This is a genomic window from Mycolicibacterium holsaticum DSM 44478 = JCM 12374 (assembly GCF_019645835.1).
Classification (GTDB): domain Bacteria; phylum Actinomycetota; class Actinomycetes; order Mycobacteriales; family Mycobacteriaceae; genus Mycobacterium; species Mycobacterium holsaticum.
The window spans coordinates 70,354-93,169 of sequence record NZ_CP080998.1; the positions used below are offsets into that span (position 1 = coordinate 70,354).

The 22,816-nt window shown below is 66.0% G+C and carries 26 protein-coding genes; 19 read left to right on the forward strand and 7 right to left on the reverse strand.

Going from position 1 to position 22,816, the window contains the following annotated elements; genetic code table 11:
• The first annotated feature begins 178 nt into the window (after positions 1-178).
• From K3U96_RS00330 to K3U96_RS00340, 3 genes are read left to right on the forward strand one after another with little or no spacing between them, the layout of a single operon-like run.
• Entirely contained in the window at positions 179-1,549 is a 1,371-nt protein-coding gene (locus K3U96_RS00330; RefSeq protein WP_220691703.1) for a flavin-containing monooxygenase, read from the forward strand.
• A complete protein-coding gene (locus K3U96_RS00335) occupies positions 1,539-2,168 on the forward strand; it encodes a TetR/AcrR family transcriptional regulator (RefSeq protein WP_069403392.1) in 630 nt (209 codons plus the stop codon). Before K3U96_RS00330 ends, K3U96_RS00335 begins: the two co-directional genes overlap by 11 nt.
• Complete coding sequence (locus tag K3U96_RS00340) at positions 2,165-3,106, forward strand: alpha/beta hydrolase (RefSeq protein ID WP_220691704.1); 942 nt, start codon at positions 2,165-2,167, stop codon at positions 3,104-3,106. The genes K3U96_RS00335 and K3U96_RS00340 overlap by 4 nt, the downstream gene beginning before the upstream one ends.
• Here K3U96_RS00340 and K3U96_RS00345 read toward each other — a convergent pair.
• The gene (locus tag K3U96_RS00345) at positions 3,103-4,209 is read right to left on the reverse strand and encodes a ferritin-like domain-containing protein (protein WP_069403390.1); all 1,107 of its coding nucleotides are present in this window, start codon (positions 4,207-4,209) and stop codon (positions 3,103-3,105) included. The two genes, K3U96_RS00340 and K3U96_RS00345, sit on opposite strands and share 4 nt — an antisense overlap.
• 167 nt (positions 4,210-4,376) lie before the next feature.
• Between K3U96_RS00345 and K3U96_RS00350 the strand changes: the two genes are divergently transcribed.
• The gene (locus K3U96_RS00350; RefSeq protein ID WP_220691705.1) at positions 4,377-5,765 is read left to right on the forward strand and encodes an oxygenase MpaB family protein; all 1,389 of its coding nucleotides are present in this window, start codon (positions 4,377-4,379) and stop codon (positions 5,763-5,765) included.
• Here the strand turns inward: K3U96_RS00350 and K3U96_RS00355 are convergent.
• Positions 5,762-6,670 (reverse strand): winged helix-turn-helix transcriptional regulator, encoded by a 909-nt coding sequence (locus tag K3U96_RS00355; RefSeq protein ID WP_220691706.1) that lies wholly within the window; start codon positions 6,668-6,670, stop codon positions 5,762-5,764. The two genes, K3U96_RS00350 and K3U96_RS00355, sit on opposite strands and share 4 nt — an antisense overlap.
• 44 nt (positions 6,671-6,714) lie before the next feature.
• On the reverse strand, positions 6,715-8,205 hold the full coding sequence (locus K3U96_RS00360; protein WP_220691707.1) for a carotenoid oxygenase family protein: 1,491 nt from the start codon (positions 8,203-8,205) through the stop codon (positions 6,715-6,717).
• A gap of 53 nt (positions 8,206-8,258) precedes the next feature.
• Between K3U96_RS00360 and K3U96_RS00365 the strand changes: the two genes are divergently transcribed.
• The 5 genes from K3U96_RS00365 (at position 8,259) to K3U96_RS00385 (ending at position 12,145) form a co-directional block, all read left to right on the forward strand.
• Positions 8,259-9,482 (forward strand): acetyl-CoA acetyltransferase, encoded by a 1,224-nt coding sequence (locus tag K3U96_RS00365; protein WP_069403387.1) that lies wholly within the window; start codon positions 8,259-8,261, stop codon positions 9,480-9,482.
• A 20-nt stretch (positions 9,483-9,502) separates the two neighbouring features.
• Positions 9,503-10,408: a universal stress protein gene (locus tag K3U96_RS00370; RefSeq protein ID WP_069403409.1), complete on the forward strand. Its 906-nt coding sequence runs from the start codon at positions 9,503-9,505 to the stop codon at positions 10,406-10,408.
• 59 nt (positions 10,409-10,467) lie between these two features.
• Positions 10,468-10,794 carry an ArsR/SmtB family transcription factor gene (locus K3U96_RS00375; protein WP_220691708.1) on the forward strand — a complete coding sequence of 109 codons (327 nt, stop codon included), beginning with the start codon at positions 10,468-10,470 and terminating at the stop codon, positions 10,792-10,794.
• Between the two features lie 2 nt (positions 10,795-10,796).
• Positions 10,797-11,285, forward strand: coding sequence for an SRPBCC family protein (locus K3U96_RS00380; protein ID WP_220691709.1), 489 nt, complete (start codon positions 10,797-10,799; stop codon positions 11,283-11,285).
• A 101-nt stretch (positions 11,286-11,386) separates the two neighbouring features.
• Complete coding sequence (locus tag K3U96_RS00385) at positions 11,387-12,145, forward strand: SCO6745 family protein (RefSeq protein ID WP_220691710.1); 759 nt, start codon at positions 11,387-11,389, stop codon at positions 12,143-12,145.
• Between the two features lies 1 nt (position 12,146).
• Here K3U96_RS00385 and K3U96_RS00390 read toward each other — a convergent pair whose 3' ends face one another.
• Positions 12,147-12,692 carry a TetR/AcrR family transcriptional regulator gene (locus K3U96_RS00390; RefSeq protein ID WP_220691711.1) on the reverse strand — a complete coding sequence of 182 codons (546 nt, stop codon included), beginning with the start codon at positions 12,690-12,692 and terminating at the stop codon, positions 12,147-12,149.
• 113 nt (positions 12,693-12,805) lie between these two features.
• Here K3U96_RS00390 and K3U96_RS00395 point away from each other — a divergent pair, with 113 nt between their 5' ends.
• A complete protein-coding gene (locus K3U96_RS00395; protein WP_220691712.1) occupies positions 12,806-13,555 on the forward strand; it encodes a 3-oxoacyl-ACP reductase family protein in 750 nt (249 codons plus the stop codon).
• A 43-nt stretch (positions 13,556-13,598) separates the two neighbouring features.
• Here K3U96_RS00395 and K3U96_RS00400 read toward each other — a convergent pair whose 3' ends face one another.
• Positions 13,599-14,189 (reverse strand): TetR/AcrR family transcriptional regulator, encoded by a 591-nt coding sequence (locus K3U96_RS00400; protein WP_230982313.1) that lies wholly within the window; start codon positions 14,187-14,189, stop codon positions 13,599-13,601.
• A gap of 180 nt (positions 14,190-14,369) precedes the next feature.
• Between K3U96_RS00400 and K3U96_RS00405 the strand changes: the two genes are divergently transcribed.
• The 9 genes from K3U96_RS00405 (at position 14,370) to K3U96_RS00445 (ending at position 21,431) form a co-directional block, all read left to right on the forward strand.
• Positions 14,370-14,816 carry an MmpS family transport accessory protein gene (locus K3U96_RS00405; RefSeq protein ID WP_220691713.1) on the forward strand — a complete coding sequence of 149 codons (447 nt, stop codon included), beginning with the start codon at positions 14,370-14,372 and terminating at the stop codon, positions 14,814-14,816.
• On the forward strand, positions 14,813-17,683 hold the full coding sequence (locus K3U96_RS00410) for an MMPL/RND family transporter (protein ID WP_220691714.1): 2,871 nt from the start codon (positions 14,813-14,815) through the stop codon (positions 17,681-17,683). The genes K3U96_RS00405 and K3U96_RS00410 overlap by 4 nt, the downstream gene beginning before the upstream one ends.
• Before the next feature lie 182 nt (positions 17,684-17,865).
• A complete protein-coding gene (locus tag K3U96_RS00415; RefSeq protein ID WP_220691715.1) occupies positions 17,866-18,243 on the forward strand; it encodes a YidH family protein in 378 nt (125 codons plus the stop codon).
• Between the two features lies 1 nt (position 18,244).
• Positions 18,245-18,592, forward strand: a complete 348-nt coding sequence (locus tag K3U96_RS00420; protein WP_069403378.1) for a DUF202 domain-containing protein — start codon at positions 18,245-18,247, stop codon at positions 18,590-18,592.
• A gap of 73 nt (positions 18,593-18,665) precedes the next feature.
• Complete coding sequence (locus K3U96_RS00425; protein WP_230982314.1) at positions 18,666-19,130, forward strand: MarR family winged helix-turn-helix transcriptional regulator; 465 nt, start codon at positions 18,666-18,668, stop codon at positions 19,128-19,130.
• 76 nt (positions 19,131-19,206) lie between these two features.
• Positions 19,207-19,683 (forward strand): Fur family transcriptional regulator, encoded by a 477-nt coding sequence (locus K3U96_RS00430; RefSeq protein ID WP_372514983.1) that lies wholly within the window; start codon positions 19,207-19,209, stop codon positions 19,681-19,683.
• The gene (locus K3U96_RS00435; RefSeq protein ID WP_069403375.1) at positions 19,680-20,309 is read left to right on the forward strand and encodes a heme-binding beta-barrel domain-containing protein; all 630 of its coding nucleotides are present in this window, start codon (positions 19,680-19,682) and stop codon (positions 20,307-20,309) included. Before K3U96_RS00430 ends, K3U96_RS00435 begins: the two co-directional genes overlap by 4 nt.
• A gap of 31 nt (positions 20,310-20,340) precedes the next feature.
• Positions 20,341-20,778, forward strand: a complete 438-nt coding sequence (locus K3U96_RS00440; protein WP_069403374.1) for a hypothetical protein — start codon at positions 20,341-20,343, stop codon at positions 20,776-20,778.
• 35 nt (positions 20,779-20,813) lie between these two features.
• On the forward strand, positions 20,814-21,431 hold the full coding sequence (locus K3U96_RS00445) for a TenA family protein (protein ID WP_220691716.1): 618 nt from the start codon (positions 20,814-20,816) through the stop codon (positions 21,429-21,431).
• Between the two features lie 252 nt (positions 21,432-21,683).
• Here the strand turns inward: K3U96_RS00445 and K3U96_RS26800 are convergent, their stop codons facing one another.
• Both K3U96_RS26800 and K3U96_RS26805 read right to left on the reverse strand, forming a co-directional pair.
• Entirely contained in the window at positions 21,684-21,863 is a 180-nt protein-coding gene (locus K3U96_RS26800) for a 5'/3'-nucleotidase SurE (protein ID WP_350355540.1), read from the reverse strand.
• 82 nt (positions 21,864-21,945) lie between these two features.
• Entirely contained in the window at positions 21,946-22,470 is a 525-nt protein-coding gene (locus K3U96_RS26805) for a 1-phosphofructokinase family hexose kinase (RefSeq protein ID WP_230982315.1), read from the reverse strand.
• Positions 22,471-22,816: the final 346 nt, after the last annotated feature.

Sequence of the window (22,816 nt, forward strand, 5' to 3'; positions counted from 1 at the left end):
TCCTTAGGGCGATGCGAGATTGGGGCCGCACGAATCGTAGACGCCGTGGCCGACAACGTCGCTGGACGCGCCGCCGCCTTGACCGAGCCGATGCATCGCGATCGGGACGCAATTTTTGACACCTGTCAGAAATTGGGTACTGTTGCCGGTGACGGACTTCACAGAACGGTAGGCGGACATGGCTTCATCACCTTCGGTCGCGATCATCGGTGCGGGCATCAGCGGCCTGACCACTGGCAAGAATCTCGCTGACGCCGGGGTCGAGTACGACTGCTTCGAGTCGTCGGACCGGATCGGCGGGAACTGGGCCTTCCGCAATCCGAACGGCCACTCCAGCGCCTACCGGTCGCTGCACATCGACACCTCGCGCGAGTGCCTGTCGTTCCGCGACTTCCCGATGCGCGACGACCTTCCGGACTTTCCGCATCATTCCCAGATCAAGGAATATCTCGACGACTACGCCGACGCCTTCGGGTTGTTGAAGCGGATCCAGTTCCAGAACGGCGTGAAGCACGCCCGGCGCCTGCCCCGTGGCGGCTGGGAACTCGATACCGAGGATGGGCAGACGCGACGCTATGACGTCCTTGTCGTCGCCAACGGGCATCACTGGGATCCGCGCACACCCGACTTCCCCGGCGAGTTCACCGGCGAGAGCATTCACGCCCACCAGTACATCGACCCCACCGAACCGCTTGATCTGCGCGGCAAACGCATCGTCGTCGTGGGGATCGGCAACTCGGCGGCCGATCTTGTTTCGGAGCTGTCCCAAAAATCCTGGCGCAACACCGTTTACCTGTCCACCCGTTCTGGCGCATGGGTGGTGCCGAAGTACATCTTCGGGATGACCGCCGACAAGGTCGCACGCACGCTGCCCGTGGTGCCGCTGTCATGGCAACGCCGGGCGATACAACCGTTCGCGCGGTTCTTGATCGGTGATCCGGAAAACTACGGTCTGCCCAAACCCAACCATCGGTTCCTCGAGGCGCACCCCACCCAGTCGGCTGAACTGCTCATGCGGTTGGGCTCCGGTGACGCGACCGCGAAACCGAATATCGAACGCCTCGACGGACGTTCGGTGACGTTCGTCGACGGTTCGACCGTGGACGCCGACGTGATCATCTACGCGACGGGATACAACATCACGTTCCCGTTCTTCGACAAGAGTTTCATCGACGCACCGGACAACCGGCTCCCGTTGTACAAGCGGATCCTCAAACCGGGCATCGAGGACCTGCTCTTCATGGGTTTCGCGCAGGCGGTGCCGACGCTGTTCCCGTTCGTCGAGTGCCAGGCCCGGTTTGCCGCAGCGTATCTCGCCGGTACCTACCGCCCGCCGTCGGAAGCCGAGATGCGGCGCGTCATCACCGCCGACGAACGCAAATACGTCGGCCACTTCGCCGACAAACCGCGCCACACCCAACAGGTCGACTACTGGCATTACGAACGCAACATGCGCAAGCGTGAGTTGCCGGCCGGACGTCGGCGGGCCGAGAAGCTCGGACCGGTCCAGCTGGCCGGCAGGGCCCGCGAGGTGGTCGGTGCCGCCTGAGTCGACGCAGACCTCACGACGCAACACCCGCCGGCCCCAACCGCGTGGCGACCAAAGCAGGTTGCGGCTGCTCGAGGCATTCGAGGAGCTGCTACAGACCCACTCGCTGGCCGAGATCAGCGTCGCCGAGGTGGCGCGGGCGGCGGGGCTGAAGCGCCCGGCGTTCTACTTCTATTTCGCCGGCAAGCACGAGGTCGTCACCGAACTGCTGACCCGGATCTTCCACGACGACGTCTTCACCATCGAGGGCGCACTGGCCGGTGGCGGTGACCCGCGAGCCACCGTCACCGACGCGATGACGCGGACCTTCGAGTCGTGGCACGCCCACCGGACCCTGTTCCGCGCGATGCTCGACGCCCGAGACACCGACCCCGAGGCACGGTCGATCTGGGACCAGTGGCTGCAACGCTATGAGCAACTCGTCGGCGACTTCATCACCAGCCAGCCCACCATCGACATTCCCGACGCCGGTGCCGTAGCCCACACACTGATCTCGATGAACGAACGGGTTCTCGACCGCCACGTCCGTTCCGACGGCGGCCCCGAGGCCGCTCGCCCGCTGCTCGCGGCGGTAATACATGTATGGCACACAGCGCTATTCGGAGAACCTGCACCATGACATCCACGGCATCCACCCGGCTTCAGGTCCCCATCGACGGCGCCAGCATCGCCGCGAGGCGCTTCGCCGCGACGACGGATGCATTGACCGGTCCAGCGGGGCGCCCCTGCGTGGTCATGGCGCACGGCCTGGGCGCGACCCAGGACAGCGGGCTGTTCGAGTTCGCCGAGACACTGGCGGGCGCCGGAGCTGACGTGGTGACCTTCGACTACCGGCACTTCGCCGAATCCAGTGGCCAACCAAGGCAATTGGTCTCATTGACCGGGCAGGTCGCCGACTACCACGCGGTGATCGACTACGCACGCCGGCTCGAGGGCGTGGACCCGGCGCGGATCGTGGCCTGGGGGGTATCCCTGTCCGGGGGACACGTCATCCGGGTCGCGGCCGAAGACCCGGACCTGGCCGGGGTCATCTCGCTGACACCCGCGACGGACGGTCTGGCCGTGGTGGCCGGCATGCTTGGCACATTCGGACCCCGCTACGTCATGCGGATGATGGCTTTCGGTGTGCGCGACGTGGCGGCGAAGTTGCTCGGCCGCCCGCCCGTGCTCATCCCGGTGGTGGCCCCACCTGGTCAGGTGGCCGGCCTGAGCGCCGAGGGCGCCGTCGAGGGGATGGTCGGGATCGCCGGGCCCACCTGGCGCAACGAGTTCGCCGCCCGACTGGTGCTGGCCATGGCCGGACACCGACCGATCACCAGGGCGACGCGGGTCAGCTGCCCGGCCCTCGTGCAGATCGGCGATCTGGACCGGATCGCACCTCCCGCGCCGGCCACGTCGGCGGCGACGCGAATGCGGGCGACGGTGCATCACTACCCTTGCGACCACTTCGACGTCTATCCCGGCGCCGGTTGGCATGAGCGGGTGCTCTCCGACCAGATCGCCTTCCTACAGCGCATTCTGGCGCCGAGCCGAGCCCGGCGCGGCTCGACCGCCTAGTCAGCGCCCGCGCCGGCGGCGATCACCTGATCGACCTCAGCGGCCCGGATCGCCATCTCGGCGTGGGCCTTGTCCAGCGCCTCGGCTTGATCCTCGTCGGCCTTCATCAGGGTCTCGATGTCGAAGCTGCCCATCTCGAGAACACCCATGTCCCGGAACGCCTTCTGGACCTTGTCGCCCCATAGTCCGATGTCCTTGACGATCGGCACGATTCGGCTGAACAGATGCGCGCGGAACTGGTTCATCATCGGTGCCGTCTCCACCCACTCGGCACATGCCTTGACGTCGAGGCCGAGGGTCTCGAAGACCTCGTCGCCGCGAAGGCGGTCACGCATCAGGTAGCAGGCCTCGACGACGAACTCCTCCCGCTCGTCGCGCTCGGCCTCGGTCAGCGCAGAGTAATAGTCCTTCAAGGAAATTCGGCCGAACGCGACGTGTCGGGCTTCGTCCTGCATGACGTAAGCCAGCAACTGCTTGGCCGTCGAGTCCGGCTGCGCCAGGTCTCGCTGCACACCGAAGGCGGCGAGCGCCAACCCTTCGATCAGCACCTGCATACCGAGATAGGGCATATCCCACCGGGAGTCGCGCAGCGTGTCCTCCAGCAGGGCCGTCAGGTTCTTGTTGATCGGGTAGACCAGGCCCACCTTCTCGTGCAGGAACCGCGAGAACGCCTCGACGTGGCGGGCCTCGTCCATCGCCTGGGTGGCCGCGTAGAACTTGGCGTCCACATCCGGCACGACCTCCACGATCTTGGCCGCGCAGATCATCGCGCCCTGTTCGCCGTGCAGGAACTGGGAGAACTGCCAGGCTTGGGAGTGCTGGCGCATCTCGGCTCGACGTGTCTGGTCGGCCGCCTCCCACATCGGGCTGCCGAACAGCGGATGGAACTCGTCGGGCAACCCGATCGGATTCATCGGATCCACGTCCTTGGCCCAGTCGATGCGGGACTGCGCGTCCCACTGCTTGTCCTTTCCCTTCTGGTACAGGGAGAGCAGCCGGGCACGGCCGTCCTGGTACTCCCAGTTGAAGCGAGCGTCGCCCGCACTGGGCACCTCCCACGAGGCGGGGGTGGGTGCGTCGGTGTACATCTCCCTAGTGGCCATGGTGCTGCGCCCCTCTGTCCGGGTCGGACCGAGTAGTCCTATGACGAAGATCACAATGCTCGCAGTCGCTGATGTCGCCGTCAAGGACGGTGGGCGTTCACATTCGGTGGCCCGGAAGCTAACGTCCAAGGCAGTGCCCTGTACCGCGGAGAGTGGGTTTGTGCTGCATGACGGTGACCGGAGAGCGCCCCAAGATCGAACTCGACGACGTGGATTTCAACCGACGGGATCATCCCGACCGGCCGTTGCGGCCCATCCCGCCGGGCCGCGACCACTTCGCCGACCAGTGGCGGTACATGCGCGAGTTCATGTTCGGCGAGTGGATCGACATCGACAAAGAGGTCGAACCCAACGAGATCACCCGGTTGCGTGACGACTACTTCTGGCAGGGCGACGAATACATGGTCGGCGTGGTCGACGCGTTCGAGCGCCTCGGCTACGAAACGGGACGCGCGCTCTTCGAACAGGCGCTGACCCGGGGCATCGACACGGTCGAGGACCCGCCCCAGTCCTTTGTCGACTTCTTCGAGCACCTGGACCAGCTGGCCAGCCAGTTCGACCTGGAAGCCGCCGAACGGGGCCGGATGCTGGCGATGTCGAGCACGGTGGCCGCCACCGCGATCATTCGCGGGTGGGCGTTCTACGAGACCGCGATGACCGGCGACATCTCCGCCGCCACCGGTGCCACCGGCCGGTTCGCCGACGACGGCCCACGTCGCTTCATCGAGACCGCGCGGGTGTTCGCGGAGTTCACCCTGCCCGAGATCTTCGATCGGCACTCAGAAGCGTTCCAGGACGTGGTGCGGGTGCGGTTGATGCACGGCCTGGCCAGCCGGGGCTTGCGCCGCAAGTGGGGTGACGACGTCTACCTCAAGTTCGGCGAACCCATTCCGGTCACGTCGCTGCTGGGGTTCGGCAGTGGGATGCTGCTCAGCCGGCTGGTGGACCACGCGTTCGGGCGCAAGATGACCCGACAGGAACTCGAGGATCTCGCCGAGTACTCGTCGTTCTCGGGGCGGTTGTGGGGTGCGCCCGTGCGGTTGCACTCTGCTGACGGTCTGGAGCTGATCAAGTCGTTGAACTACGTCTTGGCCCGCGGCGGTAACCCGTCTCCGTGGCGCGCCCAACTGGTCGACGCCATCGCCGGTCCCGCGCACCTGTCGACCCTGACGCAAACCTCCCCCGGTTGGGCCAGGAAGTTGGTGGCCCGGCACGCCAACCAGCTCACGGCCAGCATCGCGCTGGTCCCGGCGGGCGTGGTATTCGGCTACCAGCAGATTGAGGCGATGGTCGCGGGCAGCCTTTTTGAGCCGCTGGGCTACAACTACGAACGCCGGGTGCAGATGTTCCGCAACCTCACCAAGCTCAACGTCGGTATCGCCAGGGTGGCCGACCGGCTGCCGTGGTCCAACCCCATCCGGGAACGCAGGAAGAAGAGCGGCGCGGCCGCGCGCGAGCGGATCGCCACACTGGACAAGATCGCCGGTATGAAGCAGATCCCGGTGACCTTCACCAGCCACGACCGTTCGATATCGGGCGAGGGTTTCACCGGCTAGGCGGGCCGTACAGGGTCTTCGGCGCGATCTGCCGCGACCACCTCGACAGCGCTGCCGGCCAGGGCCTGCCCGCACTGGTCGCACGCCAACTCGGGGTGCAACGGCTCGGTGCAGGCGGTGTGGGTGAGGATCAGCGCAGGCCCGTCCGCAGAGCCCAGATGGCGCTCACCCCAGTGGATTGCGGTGGCCACCACGGGAAAGAATGCCAACCCCTTGGGCGTGAGGTGGTATTCGGACCAGTCGGCGCGCTGAGGATGGGCGGCCGCCTGCAGGACGCCGATGTCGCAGAACACCCGCAACCGGTCGGCCACCACCGCCGCAGGTGCCGACAGTCGGCTCTGGAAGTCGCTGAACCGGCGCGTCCCGAGGAAGGCCGCCCCGACGACGGCCGATGCCCACCGGTTTCCGAAGATCGCCATGGTGTGCGGGAACAGGCCCGCTTCGGCCGCTGCGTCACCGCGCACGCGGCGCCGCGTCGCGGCCCGCGGAACCGAGCGCCGCCAACCGCCGCCGGGCCCCCACCGGCCCTCGAGATCGCAGGGCCCGGCCGGCTGCCTGCAGTTCCCGCACCGCAGTACCGGGGAGAAGTCGTGACCGCATTCTTGATGGCGCATGTCCGGCAGTGACGGGGAATGGTGGTCGACCCAGGTGCGCTCCCAATGCCATATCGACACCAGCACCGGCCACAGCGCCTGGCAGGGCTCGGTGGGGTGGTAACCGGCGCGCGGCGGCTGTGTCTGGTAGATACGACGTTCCAGCAGTCCGTCGTCGACCAGCGTGCGCAGTCGGCTGGTGAGCACGGCGTTGGAGATGGGCAGCGCCGCAAAGTCGGTGAAACGCCGTGCGCCCAACAGAGATTCGCGCACGATCAGCAGGGTCCACTCGTCGCCGAGCAAGGCGAGCATGCGCGCTATGGCGTTGAGATCGCCGGGCCCGGTCTCCGACGGTGTCACTGGGGCCGGGGCCAGCGGCGCAACTCCTCGCCGGCCACCCAGGTGGAATGCGTTCCGCTGCAAATGCGTTCGGGCAGCCGCAGGGTGCAGACCGGGCCGTCGCCGACGCGGGCGGCGTCGAACACCAGGCAGTAGGACGCGTCGTCGTTCATGTCGGTGGTGAGCGTGACGAGGTAGCCGTCGTCCTCGGCATCACCGCCGGGTCGCGGGGCCATCGCGGTTTCGCTGCCGAACACACCGTCGCCGAAGGCGAATCGCTCCTCGGTCCCGGTGCGCAGGTCGTGTTTGACCAACCCGTCGAACAGGAACCATCCGGGCTTACCGGTGGCGGCGTAGACGTAGCGATACGGCCGGGTCTGGAAATCGCCGTTGAGCATGCCGAACTCGGTGAAGTCGTCGCTGAGTCGCTCTTCGGAGGTGACGCCGGTGGCCAGGTTGAAGCGCCAGCGGTGCAGGTGGGACTCAAAGCCGTCGAGGGCCAGGTAGCGGAACGACGCCTCCTCCAGGGAGCGAGCGCCCTCGGTCGACGGTGTCGGGTTGTCCTGGAAGAACCCGTCGAGGACGATCTCGTCGCCGTCTTCGAACGCGTTGACGAAGTGCAGCGCGTAGGTCGGCGCGGCTTCGAACCAGCGCACCTGCGCCTGGTCGCCCCGCCGCGGCAGCACGGCGAACCGCGACGGCAGGTCGGGGTGAAAGACCGGTGCGTGAATGTCGCGTTTGAGCAGCGAAGGCTCCCAGAACAGCGGGAAGTCGTTGAGGATCACGTAGTTCTCGGTGAACGCCATGTCGTGCGGCATCCGCGGACCCGGCAGTTCAACGTCGGTGTGGTGCACCAGGTTGGCGTCCTTGTCGACGACGCCGTAGCGCAGATAGGGGGCCTCCTTGCTGTAGCTGAAGAACAACAGTTCGCCGGTGACGGGGTCGACCTTGGGGTGCGCGGACACGCCCCAGGCAGGAAACGCGCCGTGCCAGGTCTCCTTGCCGACGGTGTCGGCGGTGTGCGGGTCGATCTGGTAGAGATCGCCGCACATGTAGAAACTTGTCAGCGCCATGCCGCGGTGTACGACGACGTCGGTGCTCGACGCGTCCTTCATGCGGGTGCGAGCACCCCATCCGTCGGCGCGTTTGGCGGCCGCGGGCATCTCGATGAACCCGGCCCACAGCGCCTCCCCGGCATCGTTCTCGGCAAGCAGGCCGTCGGTGCGCACAAACTTGTTGCGGTAGGAGGCTTTTCCGTTGCCGAACTCGACGATGTGGATCATCCCGTCGCCGTCGAACGGGTGGTAGGCGGTGGCGGCCGGATGCAACGGGTTCTCGGTGTTGCGCAGGTACATGCCGTCCAGGTCGGCGGGCACCTGCCCGGCTACCACGTCGAGATCGTCGGCACACCACTCGTTGACCTGAGGGCGCCACGGACCGGTCCGGTAGGGATGATCGTCATCGCTCGGCAGCGTCGAGGTCCAGGTGTCCAGCAGCCTTACCCGCATATCGCGCGAAACTACAGTTGACAGAGTGACTCTGTCAACTGAACCATAGCCGTATGACGGACGTGTGGATCCTCGGTGGTTACCAGACCGACTTCGCCCGCCACCTGACCCGGGAGGGCGGCGAGTTCGCCGACCTGGCCGGGGAGGTGGTCACCGGCACGCTGGCGTCGGCGCGACTGGACGCCGGTGCGATCGAGGTCGTCCACGTCGGCAACGCGTTCGGTGAATTGTTCGCCGCCCAAGGGCATCTCGGGGCAATGCCTGCGACCGTCAACGACGCGCTGTGGGGTGTTCCGGCGTCGCGGCACGAGGCGGCCTGCGCCTCGGGCAGCGTCGCGGCGCTGGCGGCTATCGCGGACCTGCGCTCGGGGACCTACGACGTGGCGCTGGTGCTGGGGCTGGAACTGGAGAAGACAGTGCCCGGCGACGTCGGCGCTGCCCATCTGGCCGCCGCCGGCTGGACCGGGCACGACGATCCCGGAACCACCAACATGTGGGCGGATGCGTTCTCCCGGGTGGCCGACGAGTATGACCGCCGCTACGGCATCGACGACGCGCACCTGCGCGCGATCGCCAGCCTCAATTACGCCAATGCCCGCCGTAATCCGCTTGCGCAGACGCGGAATTGGCGTGTTCCCGACCTTTCCGTCGACGGCGGCGACGACGAGGTGAACCCCCGCGTCGACGGTCGGCTGCGTCGTTACGACTGCAGCCAATTGACCGACGGCGGAGCGGGTCTGGTGCTGGTCACCGACGACTACCTGCGCGCGCATCCCGACGCCGGCCCACTCGGGCGCATCGATGGCTGGGGCCACCGCACGGTCGGCCTCGGGCTGCAGCAGAAACTCGACCGGGACGCTGAATCACCGTATGTGATGCCGCATGTGCGCGACGCCGTCCACGACGCGTTGGGCCGGGCCGCGGCCACGCTCGATGACGTGGACGGGTTCGAAGTGCACGACTGCTTCACCCCCAGCGAGTACCTGGCCATCGACCACATCGGGCTGACCGGGCCAGGGGAGTCGTGGAAGGCCATCGAGAACGGCGAGATCGAAACCGGCGGGCGGCTACCGATCAACCCCAGCGGCGGGCTGATCGGCGGCGGACATCCGGTGGGCGCCAGCGGAATCCGCATGCTCGTCGATGCCGCCAAACAGGTCAGCGGCGCTGCCGGCGACTACCAGGTCGACGGGGCGCGGCGGTTCGGCACGCTCAACATCGGCGGCAGTACCGCGACCACGGTCAGCTTCGTCGTCGGCGCTGCGCCGCAACCATGATCACCGCACAGGAGCGCGAGATGTCCGAGCCTGCCCCACCCCGCGGAGTTGTCGTCGGCACCGACGGTTCGGAGTCGGCGCGCGCCGCGGTGCGCTGGGCGGCGCATGAAGCCGCGATGCGGGACGCGCCGCTGACCATCGTGCACGTGGTGGCCGCGGGCCCGGTCATGGCCGCGACGCTGACGTGGCCGGCCGGCGCGATCCCCACGAAGCTTGTCGAGGCCGAGAAGGAACAAGGACGTGCCGTGCTCGCCGAGGCGGTCAAGGACGTCGATCAGATGATGGCGGGCCGAGTTCGCCCGCAGATCACCGCCGAACTGTTTTTCGGCGCAGCGGTGCCGACCCTGGTGGCATCGTCTGCGGAGGCCCAGATGCTCGTGGTCGGATCTCGTGGTCGAACAGAGTGGCAACGTCGTCTGCTCGGGTCGGTCACCAACGGGTTGCTTCATCACGCGCACTGCCCGGTGGCGGTGATCCACGGTGCGACAGATCCGCTGTCTGCGGAGTTCGCGCAGCGCCCGGTGCTGGTCGGGTTCGACGGCTCGGCGGCGTCGGAGTCGGCAGTGGGGTTGGCGTTCGACGAAGCCGACCTGCGCGGTGTGGAGTTGATGGCGTTGCACGTCTTGAGCGACGCCGAGGTGTCCTCACCGTTCGACATGGAATGGTCGGCGCTGCAGTCGGTGGGGGACCAGATGTTGTCGGAGCGCCTTGCCGTCTGGCAGGACCGCCATCCCGAGGTCGCGGTGCAGCTCGTCGTCGAATTCGACCGGCCGGCGCGGCAACTGGTGGATCACGCCGAACGGGCACAGCTGGTCGTGGTGGGCAGCCGGGGTCGCGGTGGATTCGTCGGAATGCTGCTCGGGTCGGTCAGCAATGCTGTGGCGCAGGAATCGCCGGTACCGGTCATCGTCGCGCGCCCACGGTGAACGGCGGGCGACGGCGAGCAGGTTGACAACATACAACCGATCGGTTGTACATTGATTGGGTGACCGACCAGGACGAGGACAGCGCGGACGCGTTCTTCCACGCCCTGGCCGACCGGACCCGGCGCGACATCCTTCGTCGGGTGCTGGCCGGGGAGCACTCGGTCACCGCACTTGCGGCCAAGTACGACATGAGCTTTGCCGCGGTGCAGAAACACGTCGCCGTACTGGAGAGGGCGGGCCTGATCTCCAAGCGTCGCGAGGGGCGAGAGCAACTGGCGAGTGGCGATGTGGAGGCGGTGCGTTCAGTCGCCTCGATGCTCACCGAGCTCGAGGACGTCTGGCGTGGCCGCGTCGCTGCCATCGACGACCTACTCAACAAGGAATAGCCATGCCTGTCACCGACATCAGCAAGAACATCGACGACCTCACCCTGACGATCACCGCGGAGTTCGCGGCGCCCGTCGAGCGTATCTGGCAGATCTACGCCGACCCGCGCCAGCTCGAGAAGATCTGGGGGCCACCGGGCTATCCGGCAACGGTGGTGGAGCACTCACTCACCCCGGGCGGCACCGTCACGTACTACATGACCGGGCCCGACGGCGAAAAATACCCGGGCTACTGGAAGGTCTCCGCCGTCGACGAGCCGCGAAGCTTCAGTTTCGAAGACGGGTTCGCCGACGACCACCTCGAACCGGCGGACGACATGCCGGTCGCGCGCTGCGTCTACACCTTCGAACCGATCGGCGACGGCGCCACCAGAGCCACCTACGTCAGCAGGTACGAATCGGCTGAAGGCCTGCAGAAGGTGCTCGAGATGGGCGTTGAAGAGGGCACCAAGCAGGCGCTCAACCAGATCGACGCACTGTTGGCGGGCTGACGGAGCCTGCGACGGCTGGCGGGGGCCATTATGGCCAGCGGCGCGGCCGATGGTGTCATGATGCAGGGCGACCGGCACGCCAGCGAGAGGGACTTGAGGCCATGGGTACCACCGACATAGTTGAGGCCGCCGCCGAAGCCGGAACTGCGATAGAACAAGCGGTCGCGGTCTTCATGCTGCATCCAGAGACGTTCGGCGAAAGCGTCGCCGCGGGCTACCAGAACCCGTTGGCCGGCTACGTCGCCGGCCGCGCCGGGGTGCTGGGCGAAGCCGACGGTGCCACGGTCGGCGCAGTGTTCGCGGTGTTCGAACCCACCTCGCTGGCGGCGATGTGGGAGGAGGGCCGCGCGGTGCACGGCGCTGCCGGTGCGGCGCAACGGTATTGGGAGCAGGCCGCCGAGTTCGGACGTAAGTACCTCGCCGGTGCGGCTGGGCTGGAGCGCATCGCCGAACTGGGCGAGAAGTTGATCGCCGTGACACCGATCGCCGGGCTGCCGCTGTATGCCGGTTGGCGTGCGATGCCGTTGGCCGACGACGCCCCGGCGCGGGCGTTGCAGGTGATGTTCGTGCTGCGGGAACTGCGCGCCGGGGTGCACTTCAACGCGCTCACGATCTCGGGCATCGCCCCGATCGAGGCGCACATGCTCAACAAGGGGCCCGAGTACGCCGCGATGTTCGGGTGGCCCGAACCGTACGCCGACGGCGCCGACAAAAAGGACCGCTACGCCGAGGTCGAACAGGCGACCAACCGGCGGATGGCCGAACTGTGTGCCGAGGCCTTCGACGTCGACGAGGTTCAGGAGCTGGCACGGCTCAGCACCGACGCGCTGGCGTCGCTGAAGGCCAACGTCCCGAACTGAGCTAGCTGGGCCAGCCCACCAAGGCCCGGTCGGCCACCACGTGCAGGTCGTCGCGGCTGGCTCCGCTGCGCGCCTGGATCGCGATGCCCTGGCACACCGCGGCGATCCAGCGAGCCAACACCAGCGTGTCCACTCCGGACAGTTCACCGTCAGCGACAGCCGCGTCGAACCGTTCGGCGATCCAATGCACCGTCGCTTCGCGCATCTCGGCCAGCCCCGGGCCGTGGTCGACCGTCAGACAACCGCGCGGATCGGCGCTGACGATGTCGGCGGCGCCGTGCACCATCGCCTCGGCGACCCCGCGCGCGGTCGGCAGCACTAGCGCTGCACCGATGTAACCCCCCGGCCCGGCGTTGTAACGCTCGACGGCCCGTTCGTACAACTGTTCCTTGGAGCCGAACTCGGCGTAGATACTGCGGCGGTTGACCCCGGTCGCGGCGGTGACGTCGGAGATCGAGACGCCGTCGAAGCCGCGCGCCCAGAACAGCTTCATCGCCGCCTCCACCACCTGATCGGGGTCGTATTCGCGCGGCCGTCCGACCGCCATGGCGCACCACCTCTCTGCGGCTTCGGTCCTGCGGGAATAACCCCGTCGCCATAGGCCTTGACCTGATCGTACTAAGTAACGCATCGGTTCGTAATTATGAGAGAGGCCACAAAATGAGCACAGCACCCCTGACCGGTCGGCGCGCGTTGGTCACCGGAGGTTCCCGCGGGATCGGCGCGGAGACCGTGCGGCGCCTGACATCCGACGGTGCGGCGGTGGCCTTCACGTACTCGGCCTCAGCGGCCGAGGCCGAGAAGCTCGTCGCCGAAGTCGCCGAGCACGGCGGACGGGCCGTCGCGATCCAGGCCGACTCGGCAGACCCCGCCCAGGTCGCCGCCGCGGTCGAGCAGACCGTCACCGAGCTTGGCGGGCTGGACGTACTGGTGAACAACGCCGCCGTCGCCCATATGGCGGTGATCGACGAGTTTCCGGGCGAGGAGTTCGACCGGCTCGTGGCGATCAACATCGGCGGAATGTTCTGGGCGGTGCGCACCGCGGTGAAGCATCTGGGTGAGGGCGCGCGGATCATCAACATCGGCAGCATCAACGCCGACCAGATGCCGAACCCGGGCTTCTCGGTGTACGGCATGACCAAGGGCGCGGTCGCCTCGTTCACCCGCGGCCTGGCGCGCGATCTCGGTCCGCGCGGCATCACCGTCAACAATGTGCAGCCGGGTCCCATCGACACCGATGCGAATCCGGACAACGGCAGTGAGTTCTCCGAAAGCGCCAAGAAGTTGTTGCCCCTCGGCCGCTACGGCCACGTGAGCGACGTCGCCGCCATCGTGAGCTTCCTCGCGGGTCCAGAATCGGGGTTCGTGACCGGTGCGAGCTGGAACGTCGACGGCGGCTTCACCGTCTAGTCGCACCGCGTTCCAGCGAATCGGAGATCGGGTCCGCAACCACTCAGGTCCTCAGCGCAACCCTTAACGGCGGAACATAGAGCTGAATTATTTCATCAGAAGACATCGACGCCATCGGTTCGAGGCGCAGGATGTAACGGGCCAGGACCAGGCCCGCGATCTGAGCGAAGAATGCTGCCGCGCGTTTGCGGGCATTCGCACCGCCGATTCGCGCTGCGATCAGGTCGATCAGTTCGACTTCGAGCATCTCTTTGACAAGGTTCGCGACGACTGTGTCTTGGAACGCGCCGGCGACCAATACGCGTAGTGGCGCACCATTTTCGGAGTCTTCCCAAAGGGACAGGATGGAACGGAGGGCGCGTTCGGGCAACAGGGCGGAGTCGCCCTCCACAGCTCGACCAAGGATGTCAGCCGGATTCGCGGCCAGGGCAAGGGTGGCGCCCAACAGGCCTTTCTTGGAGCCGAAATAGTAGCTGACCAGGGCAAGGTCGACACCGGCTTCCGTCGCGACCGACCGCATCGTGACCGCCTGATAGCCCTCTTCGAGGAAGCGTCTCCGGGCGACGTCGAGAATCTGCACGCGGGTGTCGGGCTTTCCGGGCCTGCGTCCTCGGCGAGGACCAGAATTCATCATTGTTGAGATTATATCCGTCGTATGTACAGAGTGGACACGCTTCATCCCTGAAACGAACGGACCCCACATGCTTGCCAGACCGTCTGCGCCTCCCACGGCAAGGGCGACAACTGCGGCGGCGCCCACCCCGCTGAGCGTGCGTGTCGGAAGCGGCACAGACAGCTGTCAAACGGCGAACGGATGACAGGGATTTCAGTCAGGCGCACGATCGGGCGAAATTGGATGCTGCTGGTGGTGGCGGTCGTGGCAGCGGTCGCGGGGTTCAGTGTGTATCGGCTCCAGGGAATCTTTGGAACGCAAAGCGACGCTTCGTCTTTCGGCGGTACGGCGAATGAAATCGTTACTTTCAACCCGAAGCACGTAACCCTTGAAGTTTTCGGCGTCCAAGGAACGGTGGCAACCATCAACTACCTCGACGGGGATGCCGAACCGCACGAGGTTCTCGACGCGACATTGCCGTGGGCCTACACGATTACGACAACGCAGCCGGCGGTCTTCGCCAATCTGGTGGCACAGGGCGACAGCGACCTCATCGGTTGCCGCATCACCGTCGACGGTGTGATCAAAGACGAGCGAACCGTCAACAGGGTGAATGCCTATACCTTCTGCCTGGATAAGTCCTCGTGAGCAACGGGCACGGCTCGCGATTCTCCCTTTCGGCGACGATCCGCCGGTTGGCGGTGCCGATTCTGCTGTTCTGGCTGACGGTGGCCGCCGTCACCAATGCTGCCGTGCCGCGGTTGGAAGAGGTCGCCAAGGAACGAAACGTTTCGATGAGTCCCGCCGATGCGCCGTCGATGCAGGCGATGAAACGCGTCGGTGAGATATTCGACGAGTACGACTCCGACAGTGCAGCAATGATCGTGCTGGAAGGCGAGGATCCACTCGGCGAGGGCGCACACCGCTATTACGACACGTTGGTCCAGAGGCTGGCCGAGGACACCAAGCATGTCGAGCACATCCAGAACTTCTGGGGGGACCCGCTGACGGCCGCGGGCGTCCAGAGCGCTGACGGGAAAGCCGCCTATGTTCAGGTCTACCTGGCCGGCAATCAGGGCGAGGCATTGGCGAACGAGTCCGTCGCTGCAGTCCGCGCGATTGTGGCAGATACGCCGCCACCAAACGGAGTGAAGACCTACGTCACTGGCGCAGGACCACTGCTCGCGGATCAGTTCGGAGTAGGCACCAAGGGCACCGTCAAGGTCACGATGATCACCCTTCTCGTGATCGCGGTGATGCTGTTTTTCGTCTATCGCTCGGTCGCCACGATGTTCCTGGTGCTCCTTATCGTTTTCGTGCAGTTGCTAGCCGCCCGGGGGATCATTGCCCTGCTGTCCGACTCCGAAATCATCGGGCTCTCTGTGTACGCGACCAATCTGCTTACGCTGCTTGTCATTGCGGCTGGGACAGATTACGCGATATTTTTCATCGGCCGATATCAGGAAGCTCGCGCGGCCGGCGAGGACCGGCCGACGGCATACCACACGATGTTCAACGGGACAGCGCATGTTGTTCTAGGCTCTGGATTGACCATCGCCGGAGCGGTGTACTGCCTCAGCTTTACCCGGCTGCCCTACTTTCACAGCCTCGGCGGGCCGGTCACGGTAGCCGTCCTGGTCGCCCTCGGAGCAGCCCTTACGCTGATCCCCGCGGTAGTCACTATCGGCAGTCATCTAGGTCTGCTCGAACCGAAACGTACGATGCGGACGCGTGAATGGCGGCGCATCGGCACCGCCATTGTCCGGTGGCCGGGGCCCATCCTGGCGGTGACCGGCGTGGTGGCCATCATCGGTATGTTCGCCCTGCCTGGTTACGAAACGAATTACGATGTTCGACAATATATTCCGGGTAGTGCCCCGGCGAACGTCGGCTACGCCGCCGCCGAACGCCACTTTCCTGCCGGCCGGCTGAACCCCGAACTATTGCTGATCGAAGCCGATCACGATATGCGCAATTCCGCAGATATGCTCATCTTGGAAAGGATTGCCCGCGAAGTCTTCCGCCTTCCTGGCATCGCCCAAGTGCAGTCCATCACCCGTCCCCTTGGAACGCCGATCGACCAGGCCTCGATTCCGTTCCAGATCAGCATGCAGAACACCGGGCAAGTCATGAACCTCACCTATCAGAAGGACCGAGCCGACGACATGCTGAAGCAGGCCGACGAGCTTGCGAAATCGATCCACGTATTGGAGCAGCAGTATGCACTGCAACAGGAGTTAGCTGCTGCTACAGATGTCCAGGCTGAAAGCTTTGCCGATGTGACCGCCACACTGAACGAAGTCCGCGATGACATGGCGAACCTCGACGATTTTCTACGTCCGATTCGCAACTACTTCTACTGGGAAGAGCACTGCTACAACATCCCGTCCTGCTCCGCGTTCAGGTCCGTCTTCGAGGCACTCGACGGTGTCGACAAGCTCAGCGGGAAGATGGAACGCGTCAGAGAAACCCTGGACAATTTAACCGCCATCCAACCGCAGCTGGTGGCACTGATACCTGAGCAGATCGAAAGCCAGAAGACGAATCATGAACTGATGCTCACAAACTACGCCACGATGGCGGGCATTTATGAGCGGATGGAGGCTTCGACGGATAACTCGAGCGCCATGGGCCGGGCCTTTGCCACCGCCAAAATTGACGATTTCTTCTACATGCCTCCGGAAGTGTTCGACAATCCCGATTTCCAGCGCGGGTTGAAAATGTTTCTCTCGGCCGACGGCAAAGCGGCCCGCATGATCATCACCCATGAAGGTGATCCTGCGATGCCGGAGGGCATCGCGCACATCGAGCCAATCAAGAACACCGCGTATACGGCCGTCAAGGGGACAGCCTTGCAGGGCGCTGAAATGACTTTGGCAGGCACCGCTGCGACCTATAAAGACATCCAGGAAGGCGCGAAATACGATCTGATGATCGCCGGGATCGCCGCCCTCAGCCTCATTTTGCTCATCATGATGTTGGTTACGCGCAGCCTGGTCGCGGCGACCGTCATTGTGGGCACGGTCGCGCTTTCGTTGGGGGCCTCATTCGGGTTGTCGGTGCTCGTCTGGCAGCACATTTTTGGTGTCGAGCTTTACTGGATTGTGCTCGCCCTGGCTGTTGTCGTGCTCCTTGGCGTCGGCTCCGACTACAACCTGTTGTTGATCTCCCGATTCAAAGAAGAGCTTGGCGCCGGAATCAAAACAGGCATGGTTCGCACAATGGGCAGCACCGGTTCGGTGGTGACGGCCGCCGGCCTCGTTTTCGCCGCGACCATGACCTCGTTCGTGTTCAGCGATCTGCGCGTTCTCGCCCAGATCGGGACCACCATCGGCCTCGGTCTCCTATTCGACACCCTCATCGTTCGGGCATTCATGACCCCGTCGATTGCGGTCCTCCTGGGACGCTGGTTCTGGTGGCCACAACGGGTGCGCCCGCGTCCGGCAAGCCACATGCTCCGCCCCTACGGTCCACGCCGGATGGTTCGCGAGTTGCTGGGTGATACGACGAAGTAGACACGGGGAGCCACGAACCAGCGGCACGGTGGTCGGCACGGCAGGCTCAGTTCGCACCCGGGCGCCGAAATGCGGATCACCGCCTGAGTGATCCCGTCGACGGGGCGAAGCCGTCGACTCCGACGTGCGGTGACACGTACGCTGCTGATGATCGATGCGCGCGCTCGAGGGGATGCGGTCACATGAGTTCCGTTGACGATGATCGACCGGCGGACGCAGAGGAGGAACCCGACTACCGCTTCACCCTGGCCAACGAGCGGACTTTTCTGGCCTGGACCCGAACAGCGTTGGCGCTCATAGCCGGCGGCATCGCCGTCGTGCAGTTCGTGCCGTCCTTGGGGATTCCCGGACTGCGACATGGCCTCGCCGTGGTGTTGACGGCCGGCGGTGGTCTGTTAGCGGCCCTGGCGGTGCGGCGTTGGCAACGCGTGCAGGCGGCAATGCGCCGCCGGGAAGCGCTGCCGTCCACATATGTCCCGTTGGTGCTCAGCATCGCTATCTTCGCCGTCACCATCGCGGTTCTGGTGGCGCTGGTCGTCTGGCCGCCAACGGGTGCATGAGATGCCGCACCCAGAACCGCAGAAGCCCGGGTTGCCGGCCGAGCGCACGTTGTTGTCCTGGGAACGAGCCGCATTCGGTTTCCTGATCAGCGGTGCGCTGGTGCTGCTGCGCCCGCACGGTCCTCTCGGATCGGGACGGACCGTGTTGGCGCTCACCGCGACTCTGCTCGCGCTGCTCGTTCTCGGTCTCGGTTATCGACGTTCGAGACAGATCAGAACCAGCCTGGTCATCGCCGGACGAGTCGTCATGCTTGCCCCGCGCGTGGAGGTTCTGCTGATCGGTGGCGCTACGGTCGGCTTCGCGACGGCGATCGTGGTGGCGTTGCTGTGCTCGGTCATACTCGGCTGAGCCCGCAAGTCCGCCCAGAAGCGCCGACGATCACACAGCACAACCTGCGTTCCAGCGTGGGATACTCGCGAACGTGGTGGGCAGGAAGCCGACGGAGACGACAGCGCGGGAGTTAGCGACCATTCAGCTGGCCACCAGCGACCTTGTCGGTGTGGCGCTGCGTAGCGTCGAGGATCTCGAAGTCTCTCTGCCGCAGTTTCGGCTGCTGCGGGTGCTCGACGAGCTGGGTGCGGCCAGCGCCACGAGATGTGCCCAGGTGCTGGGCGTCGGGGGCTCGTCGATCACCCGCCTGGTGGATCGGCTCGATGCCTCCGGTCACCTGGTTCGGCGACCGGACGCCGGCAACCGAAGCGCCGTCGTGCTGGCCCTCACCGCGGAAGGCCGGCGGTTGGTCAAGAAGGTGGAAGCGCGTCGGCGGCGTGAGCTCGGTAACGCGTTGGCGCGCCTCGGCCCCAAGGAGCGAGCGCAGTGCATCGTCGCGTTGGAGCGGTTGCACGAGGTGCTCGAAGCACCAGAGGATCCGCGAATCCCGTACTGACACACGGACACCAAAGCCGCTCATAAATTGCTAAATGCAAGACTTGTCTTGCGCAAGACAATCAGGAGCGGTAATCTTGACGCACTCCAGAATCGAGGATCCCATGCAGAGCGCCGAGGAGAAACTCCGCGCCGCCGGCCTCCGGGTGACCCGGCCGCGCCTTGCGGTGCTTGCCGAACTCGCGAACCAACCGCACGCCGATGTCGAGACGATCGCCAGCGGAGTTCGGGTCCGACTGGGCACAGTGTCGACCCAGGCGATCTATGACGTGGTGCACGCGCTCACCAGGGTGGGGATCTTGCGTCGGGTGGAACCGGCGGGTATGCGGACCCTCTTCGAGGTCGAGACCGGCGACAACCATCATCACCTGGTCTGCCGGGGCTGCGGTGTGATTGTCGACATCGCCTGCGCGACAGGCCAAGCGCCGTGTCTGGAAGCCGACGATGACCAGAACTTCCGCATCGACGAGGCAGAGGTGACGTTCTGGGGCCTCTGCCCGGCATGCCGAGTTGTGTCAACCGAAACCGACAATCGAATGGAGCAACGCAGATGACGAACGCGCAAACCCTCGAGCGCACCGCCGTGCAGGGCCCGCAGAAGCTCGGGCCGCTGACCCCGTTGGTCGGGGAGTGGGAGGGCGACGGCGGTGTCGACCTCAGCTACCACAACAACGACGACGTCACCGGTGAGACAACCTATTTCGAGAAGGCCGTCTTCAAGCCGATCCCGATCCAGGAGAACGGTCAACAGGTGCTCTGGGGGCTCAACTACTCGATGACCGCATGGCGGCACGGCGAAGAGGCGATGGACCCCTTCCACGACGAGATCGGCTTTCTGCTCTGGGACAAGGCCCACGGTCAGGTGATTCGCAACGTGGTCTTCGGCCGGGGCATCGCGATCCTCGCCGGCAGTGATGCCGCCGTGGGCGACCGCACCCTGCACTTCAACGCCACGCCCGGCGACCCCTGCTACGGCGTCCTGCAGAACCGCTACCTGCTCGACCGCGCCGAGATCAAAGGTTTCACGAGCAGTTTCACGTTCGACGACGACGACACCTTCAGCTACACGTCCGATCTGGTGCTGAAGCTGGCCGCGATCGGTGAGGAGATGCACCACACCGACCAGAACACCTTGCGCCGGGTCAAGCGCTACCACCCCGGCAGCGAGCACGCCGGCTAACGCCGAGCCGTCGGGCGGCGATAACCGCGGTATGACCCTGTTGCGTGTCTTCGGCGCGCTGGCCGTGGCCCTGACGGCGCCCTGGTTGTGGGCGACGACCGCGTCCGCCGAACCGTTTGCTCAACTCGGTGAAGTCCCGGTTGTGGCGTCTCCGACGTGTGGCGGAACCGTCAGCGCCGACGCCCAGGTGACGCCGGTGCAGATCGGGGAGCGAGTCGAAAACGGTGTGCGGGTCGCGATCCACTACGACGCCGGTGTCTACGACGGGTCGTGTGCGCTCACCGTGAGCGCCTCCTGGCTGAATCTCGACACCGGCGCCTCGGGAAGCCGTGACATCACCGCGGTGTCGACGATCGACGGGCACTACGGGTTCATCGGCTACGCCAACACCACGCTCGGAACCGGCGAAGGCACGGTCGTCGTGACGCTCAGTTCGCATCCCGGCGCCGAAATGCGGATCACGGCCTGACCCACCGCGGGCGCCACCGGGCTAGAGTCCGTGGCATGTTGGCAGCTCAATTGTGGACGGAGAACGCCGACGTGGTGGCCGAGGTGCTGGCCAACCCGTTCGTGCGCGGTATCGGGGACGGCTCGCTGGACCGCAAACTGTTCGCCGGCTACCTCGCCCAGGACGCGTTCTTCCTCGAATCCTTCGCCCGCGCTTATGGTTTGGCACTCGCGCGCAGTTCTGACACGGCCACGCTGCTGACGTTCGCCGATCTGCTCGCCGGCGTGCGTGAAGAACTCGGGTTGCACGCGTCCTATGCGGCGTCGTGGGGTATCGAGATGGCCGGTGTCGAGCCGGCCCCGGCGACGTTGGCCTACACCGAGTTCCTCCTTGCCACCGCGGCCACCAGCGACATAGGCGTGGTGTGCGCGGCGATGACCCCGTGCATGCGGCTCTACGCACACGTCGGGCGCTCGCTGGACGCCGGCACCGCCGGGCCGTACGCGGAATGGGTGCAGACCTACGCCGATCCGGGCTTCGAGGAGGTGGCGGCGCTGCTGGAGCGGCTGCTCGATCAGCACGCCGACGACGTTGACGCCGCGCGCGTGGCCTACGGGCGGGCGATGCGGCTGGAGTTGGCCTTCTTCGACGCCGCGCTCAAACCGGGCTCCTAAGGTCGCGACGCCGGCCAACTCCGCACGAGGTCTCCGTCGTCGGCCTCGACGGAGCGCAGCGCGGTGAGCGTCGGGTGCCCAGCGTCCAGCAGCGCGCTGTCGGTGTCCTCCTCGGCTTGTCTTTCACCTCGACCTCCGCCAGGCGCACGTCACCGCCGCGGACCTCTTCGACACGGGTCTGCGCCGCGCCGCCGCGAGCCAGGCGAGCGTGACGGATTGGGCCGACCTGGTCCGCGGGTCGATCGGGGACGTTCAGCGAAAGCCGCCGGACGTGTCGTGCAACAGGTCGAGCACCGGTGCCAGCAGACCGGCGGCGGTGTCCCAGTGCCGCTCACCGGTCGGGTGCAGCGCGACGTCAAGCGACACCGCCAGCGCGCGGGTGTCGCTGATCTTCGCGGTGAGCGCCGCGCCGACGGTGCCGGAGTGCAGGATCGCCCGGCCGACGCGCGTGGCACGTGTCGTACTCCTCTACTTCTACTTCCATGGCTGCAGTTCGAGCCGTTCGGCAAGCGTCTCAACGGCCCGCGCGCCTCCGGTGCCCAACCCATGCCGCACGACGTTGAGTGCCCCGCAAGCCGCGCCGATACGCAGCGCCCCGGCGCCAGCGAGCGACCGCTGGCCAGCGCGCGACGATGCCCGCGGTCATCGAGTCTCCTGCGTCCGCGGAATCGGCCGGCTCCAGCGTCGGCGTCCCGATCTCGACGATGTCCTTTCCGCGCTTCCCGTCGTCGTCGTCGCCGTCGCCGAGCAGCGCCAGCGCCAGGGCGGAACCAGCCCGAGGCACGACGATCGTGCCCGCGCCTCCGTCACGCACGGCGCGCATGGCCTTGACTAGGTCTTCAGCGTCCTCCGACTTCGCCCGACCGTCCTCGATCAGCTCTTCGTGGCTGACCTGGATGAGGTCGGGTCCGCCGGCGACCGCCTCGAGCCGCTCGCCGGCAAGGTCGGTGGCCACCTTGCAGCCGTTGGCGCCCAGATCCGTGGACAGGTGCCGGTAGAGGTCGGCGGGCAGCGAACGGTCCTCGGCCGGCCCAGACAACAGGACCGGCCGTGGATCAGGCCCTCGGTAAGGGTGAGCTCGTAGAGTGAGTCGACCTCGTCGCGGTCCAGCGAGCCGCCCCCGGCCTCGGCGACGACTTCCCTTGTGCCGCAGTGGCGGTCGTGTACAGGCGATCCGTTGCGTGCGCTGACCGGCACCGCCTGAACGGTGACGGCGCGAATGGGCAACAGATGGCCGAGGACCTCGCCGGTCACGCCGCCGAGGGCCGAGCACAGCACCACCGGCCCACCGCGGGGATCAGCGCCGGCTTGTTGCGCAGAGGTTGCGCAGAGTGAGCCGGTAGCCAGCGTCGGGGAAAACTCACCGTCTCGACAGACATCATTAT

What these genes read in the sequence shown, in the direction of transcription:
- K3U96_RS00330 (WP_220691703.1), top strand. Translation starts at nt 179, where the DNA reads ATGGCTTCATCACCTTCGGTCGCGATCATCGGTGCGGGCATCAGCGGC.
- K3U96_RS00340 (WP_220691704.1), top strand. Translation starts at nt 2,165, where the DNA reads ATGACATCCACGGCATCCACCCGGCTTCAGGTCCCCATCGACGGCGCC.
- K3U96_RS00345 (WP_069403390.1), bottom strand. Translation starts at nt 4,209, where the DNA reads ATGGCCACTAGGGAGATGTACACCGACGCACCCACCCCCGCCTCGTGG.
- K3U96_RS00350 (WP_220691705.1), top strand. Translation starts at nt 4,377, where the DNA reads ATGACGGTGACCGGAGAGCGCCCCAAGATCGAACTCGACGACGTGGAT.
- K3U96_RS00355 (WP_220691706.1), bottom strand. Translation starts at nt 6,670, where the DNA reads ATGCTCGCCTTGCTCGGCGACGAGTGGACCCTGCTGATCGTGCGCGAA.
- K3U96_RS00360 (WP_220691707.1), bottom strand. Translation starts at nt 8,205, where the DNA reads ATGCGGGTAAGGCTGCTGGACACCTGGACCTCGACGCTGCCGAGCGAT.
- K3U96_RS00365 (WP_069403387.1), top strand. Translation starts at nt 8,259, where the DNA reads ATGACGGACGTGTGGATCCTCGGTGGTTACCAGACCGACTTCGCCCGC.
- K3U96_RS00370 (WP_069403409.1), top strand. Translation starts at nt 9,503, where the DNA reads ATGTCCGAGCCTGCCCCACCCCGCGGAGTTGTCGTCGGCACCGACGGT.
- K3U96_RS00380 (WP_220691709.1), top strand. Translation starts at nt 10,797, where the DNA reads ATGCCTGTCACCGACATCAGCAAGAACATCGACGACCTCACCCTGACG.
- K3U96_RS00385 (WP_220691710.1), top strand. Translation starts at nt 11,387, where the DNA reads ATGGGTACCACCGACATAGTTGAGGCCGCCGCCGAAGCCGGAACTGCG.
- K3U96_RS00390 (WP_220691711.1), bottom strand. Translation starts at nt 12,692, where the DNA reads ATGGCGGTCGGACGGCCGCGCGAATACGACCCCGATCAGGTGGTGGAG.
- K3U96_RS00395 (WP_220691712.1), top strand. Translation starts at nt 12,806, where the DNA reads ATGAGCACAGCACCCCTGACCGGTCGGCGCGCGTTGGTCACCGGAGGT.
- K3U96_RS00400 (WP_230982313.1), bottom strand. Translation starts at nt 14,189, where the DNA reads ATGATGAATTCTGGTCCTCGCCGAGGACGCAGGCCCGGAAAGCCCGAC.
- K3U96_RS00405 (WP_220691713.1), top strand. Translation starts at nt 14,370, where the DNA reads ATGACAGGGATTTCAGTCAGGCGCACGATCGGGCGAAATTGGATGCTG.
- K3U96_RS00415 (WP_220691715.1), top strand. Translation starts at nt 17,866, where the DNA reads ATGAGTTCCGTTGACGATGATCGACCGGCGGACGCAGAGGAGGAACCC.
- K3U96_RS00420 (WP_069403378.1), top strand. Translation starts at nt 18,245, where the DNA reads ATGCCGCACCCAGAACCGCAGAAGCCCGGGTTGCCGGCCGAGCGCACG.
- K3U96_RS00435 (WP_069403375.1), top strand. Translation starts at nt 19,680, where the DNA reads ATGACGAACGCGCAAACCCTCGAGCGCACCGCCGTGCAGGGCCCGCAG.
- K3U96_RS00440 (WP_069403374.1), top strand. Translation starts at nt 20,341, where the DNA reads ATGACCCTGTTGCGTGTCTTCGGCGCGCTGGCCGTGGCCCTGACGGCG.
- K3U96_RS00445 (WP_220691716.1), top strand. Translation starts at nt 20,814, where the DNA reads ATGTTGGCAGCTCAATTGTGGACGGAGAACGCCGACGTGGTGGCCGAG.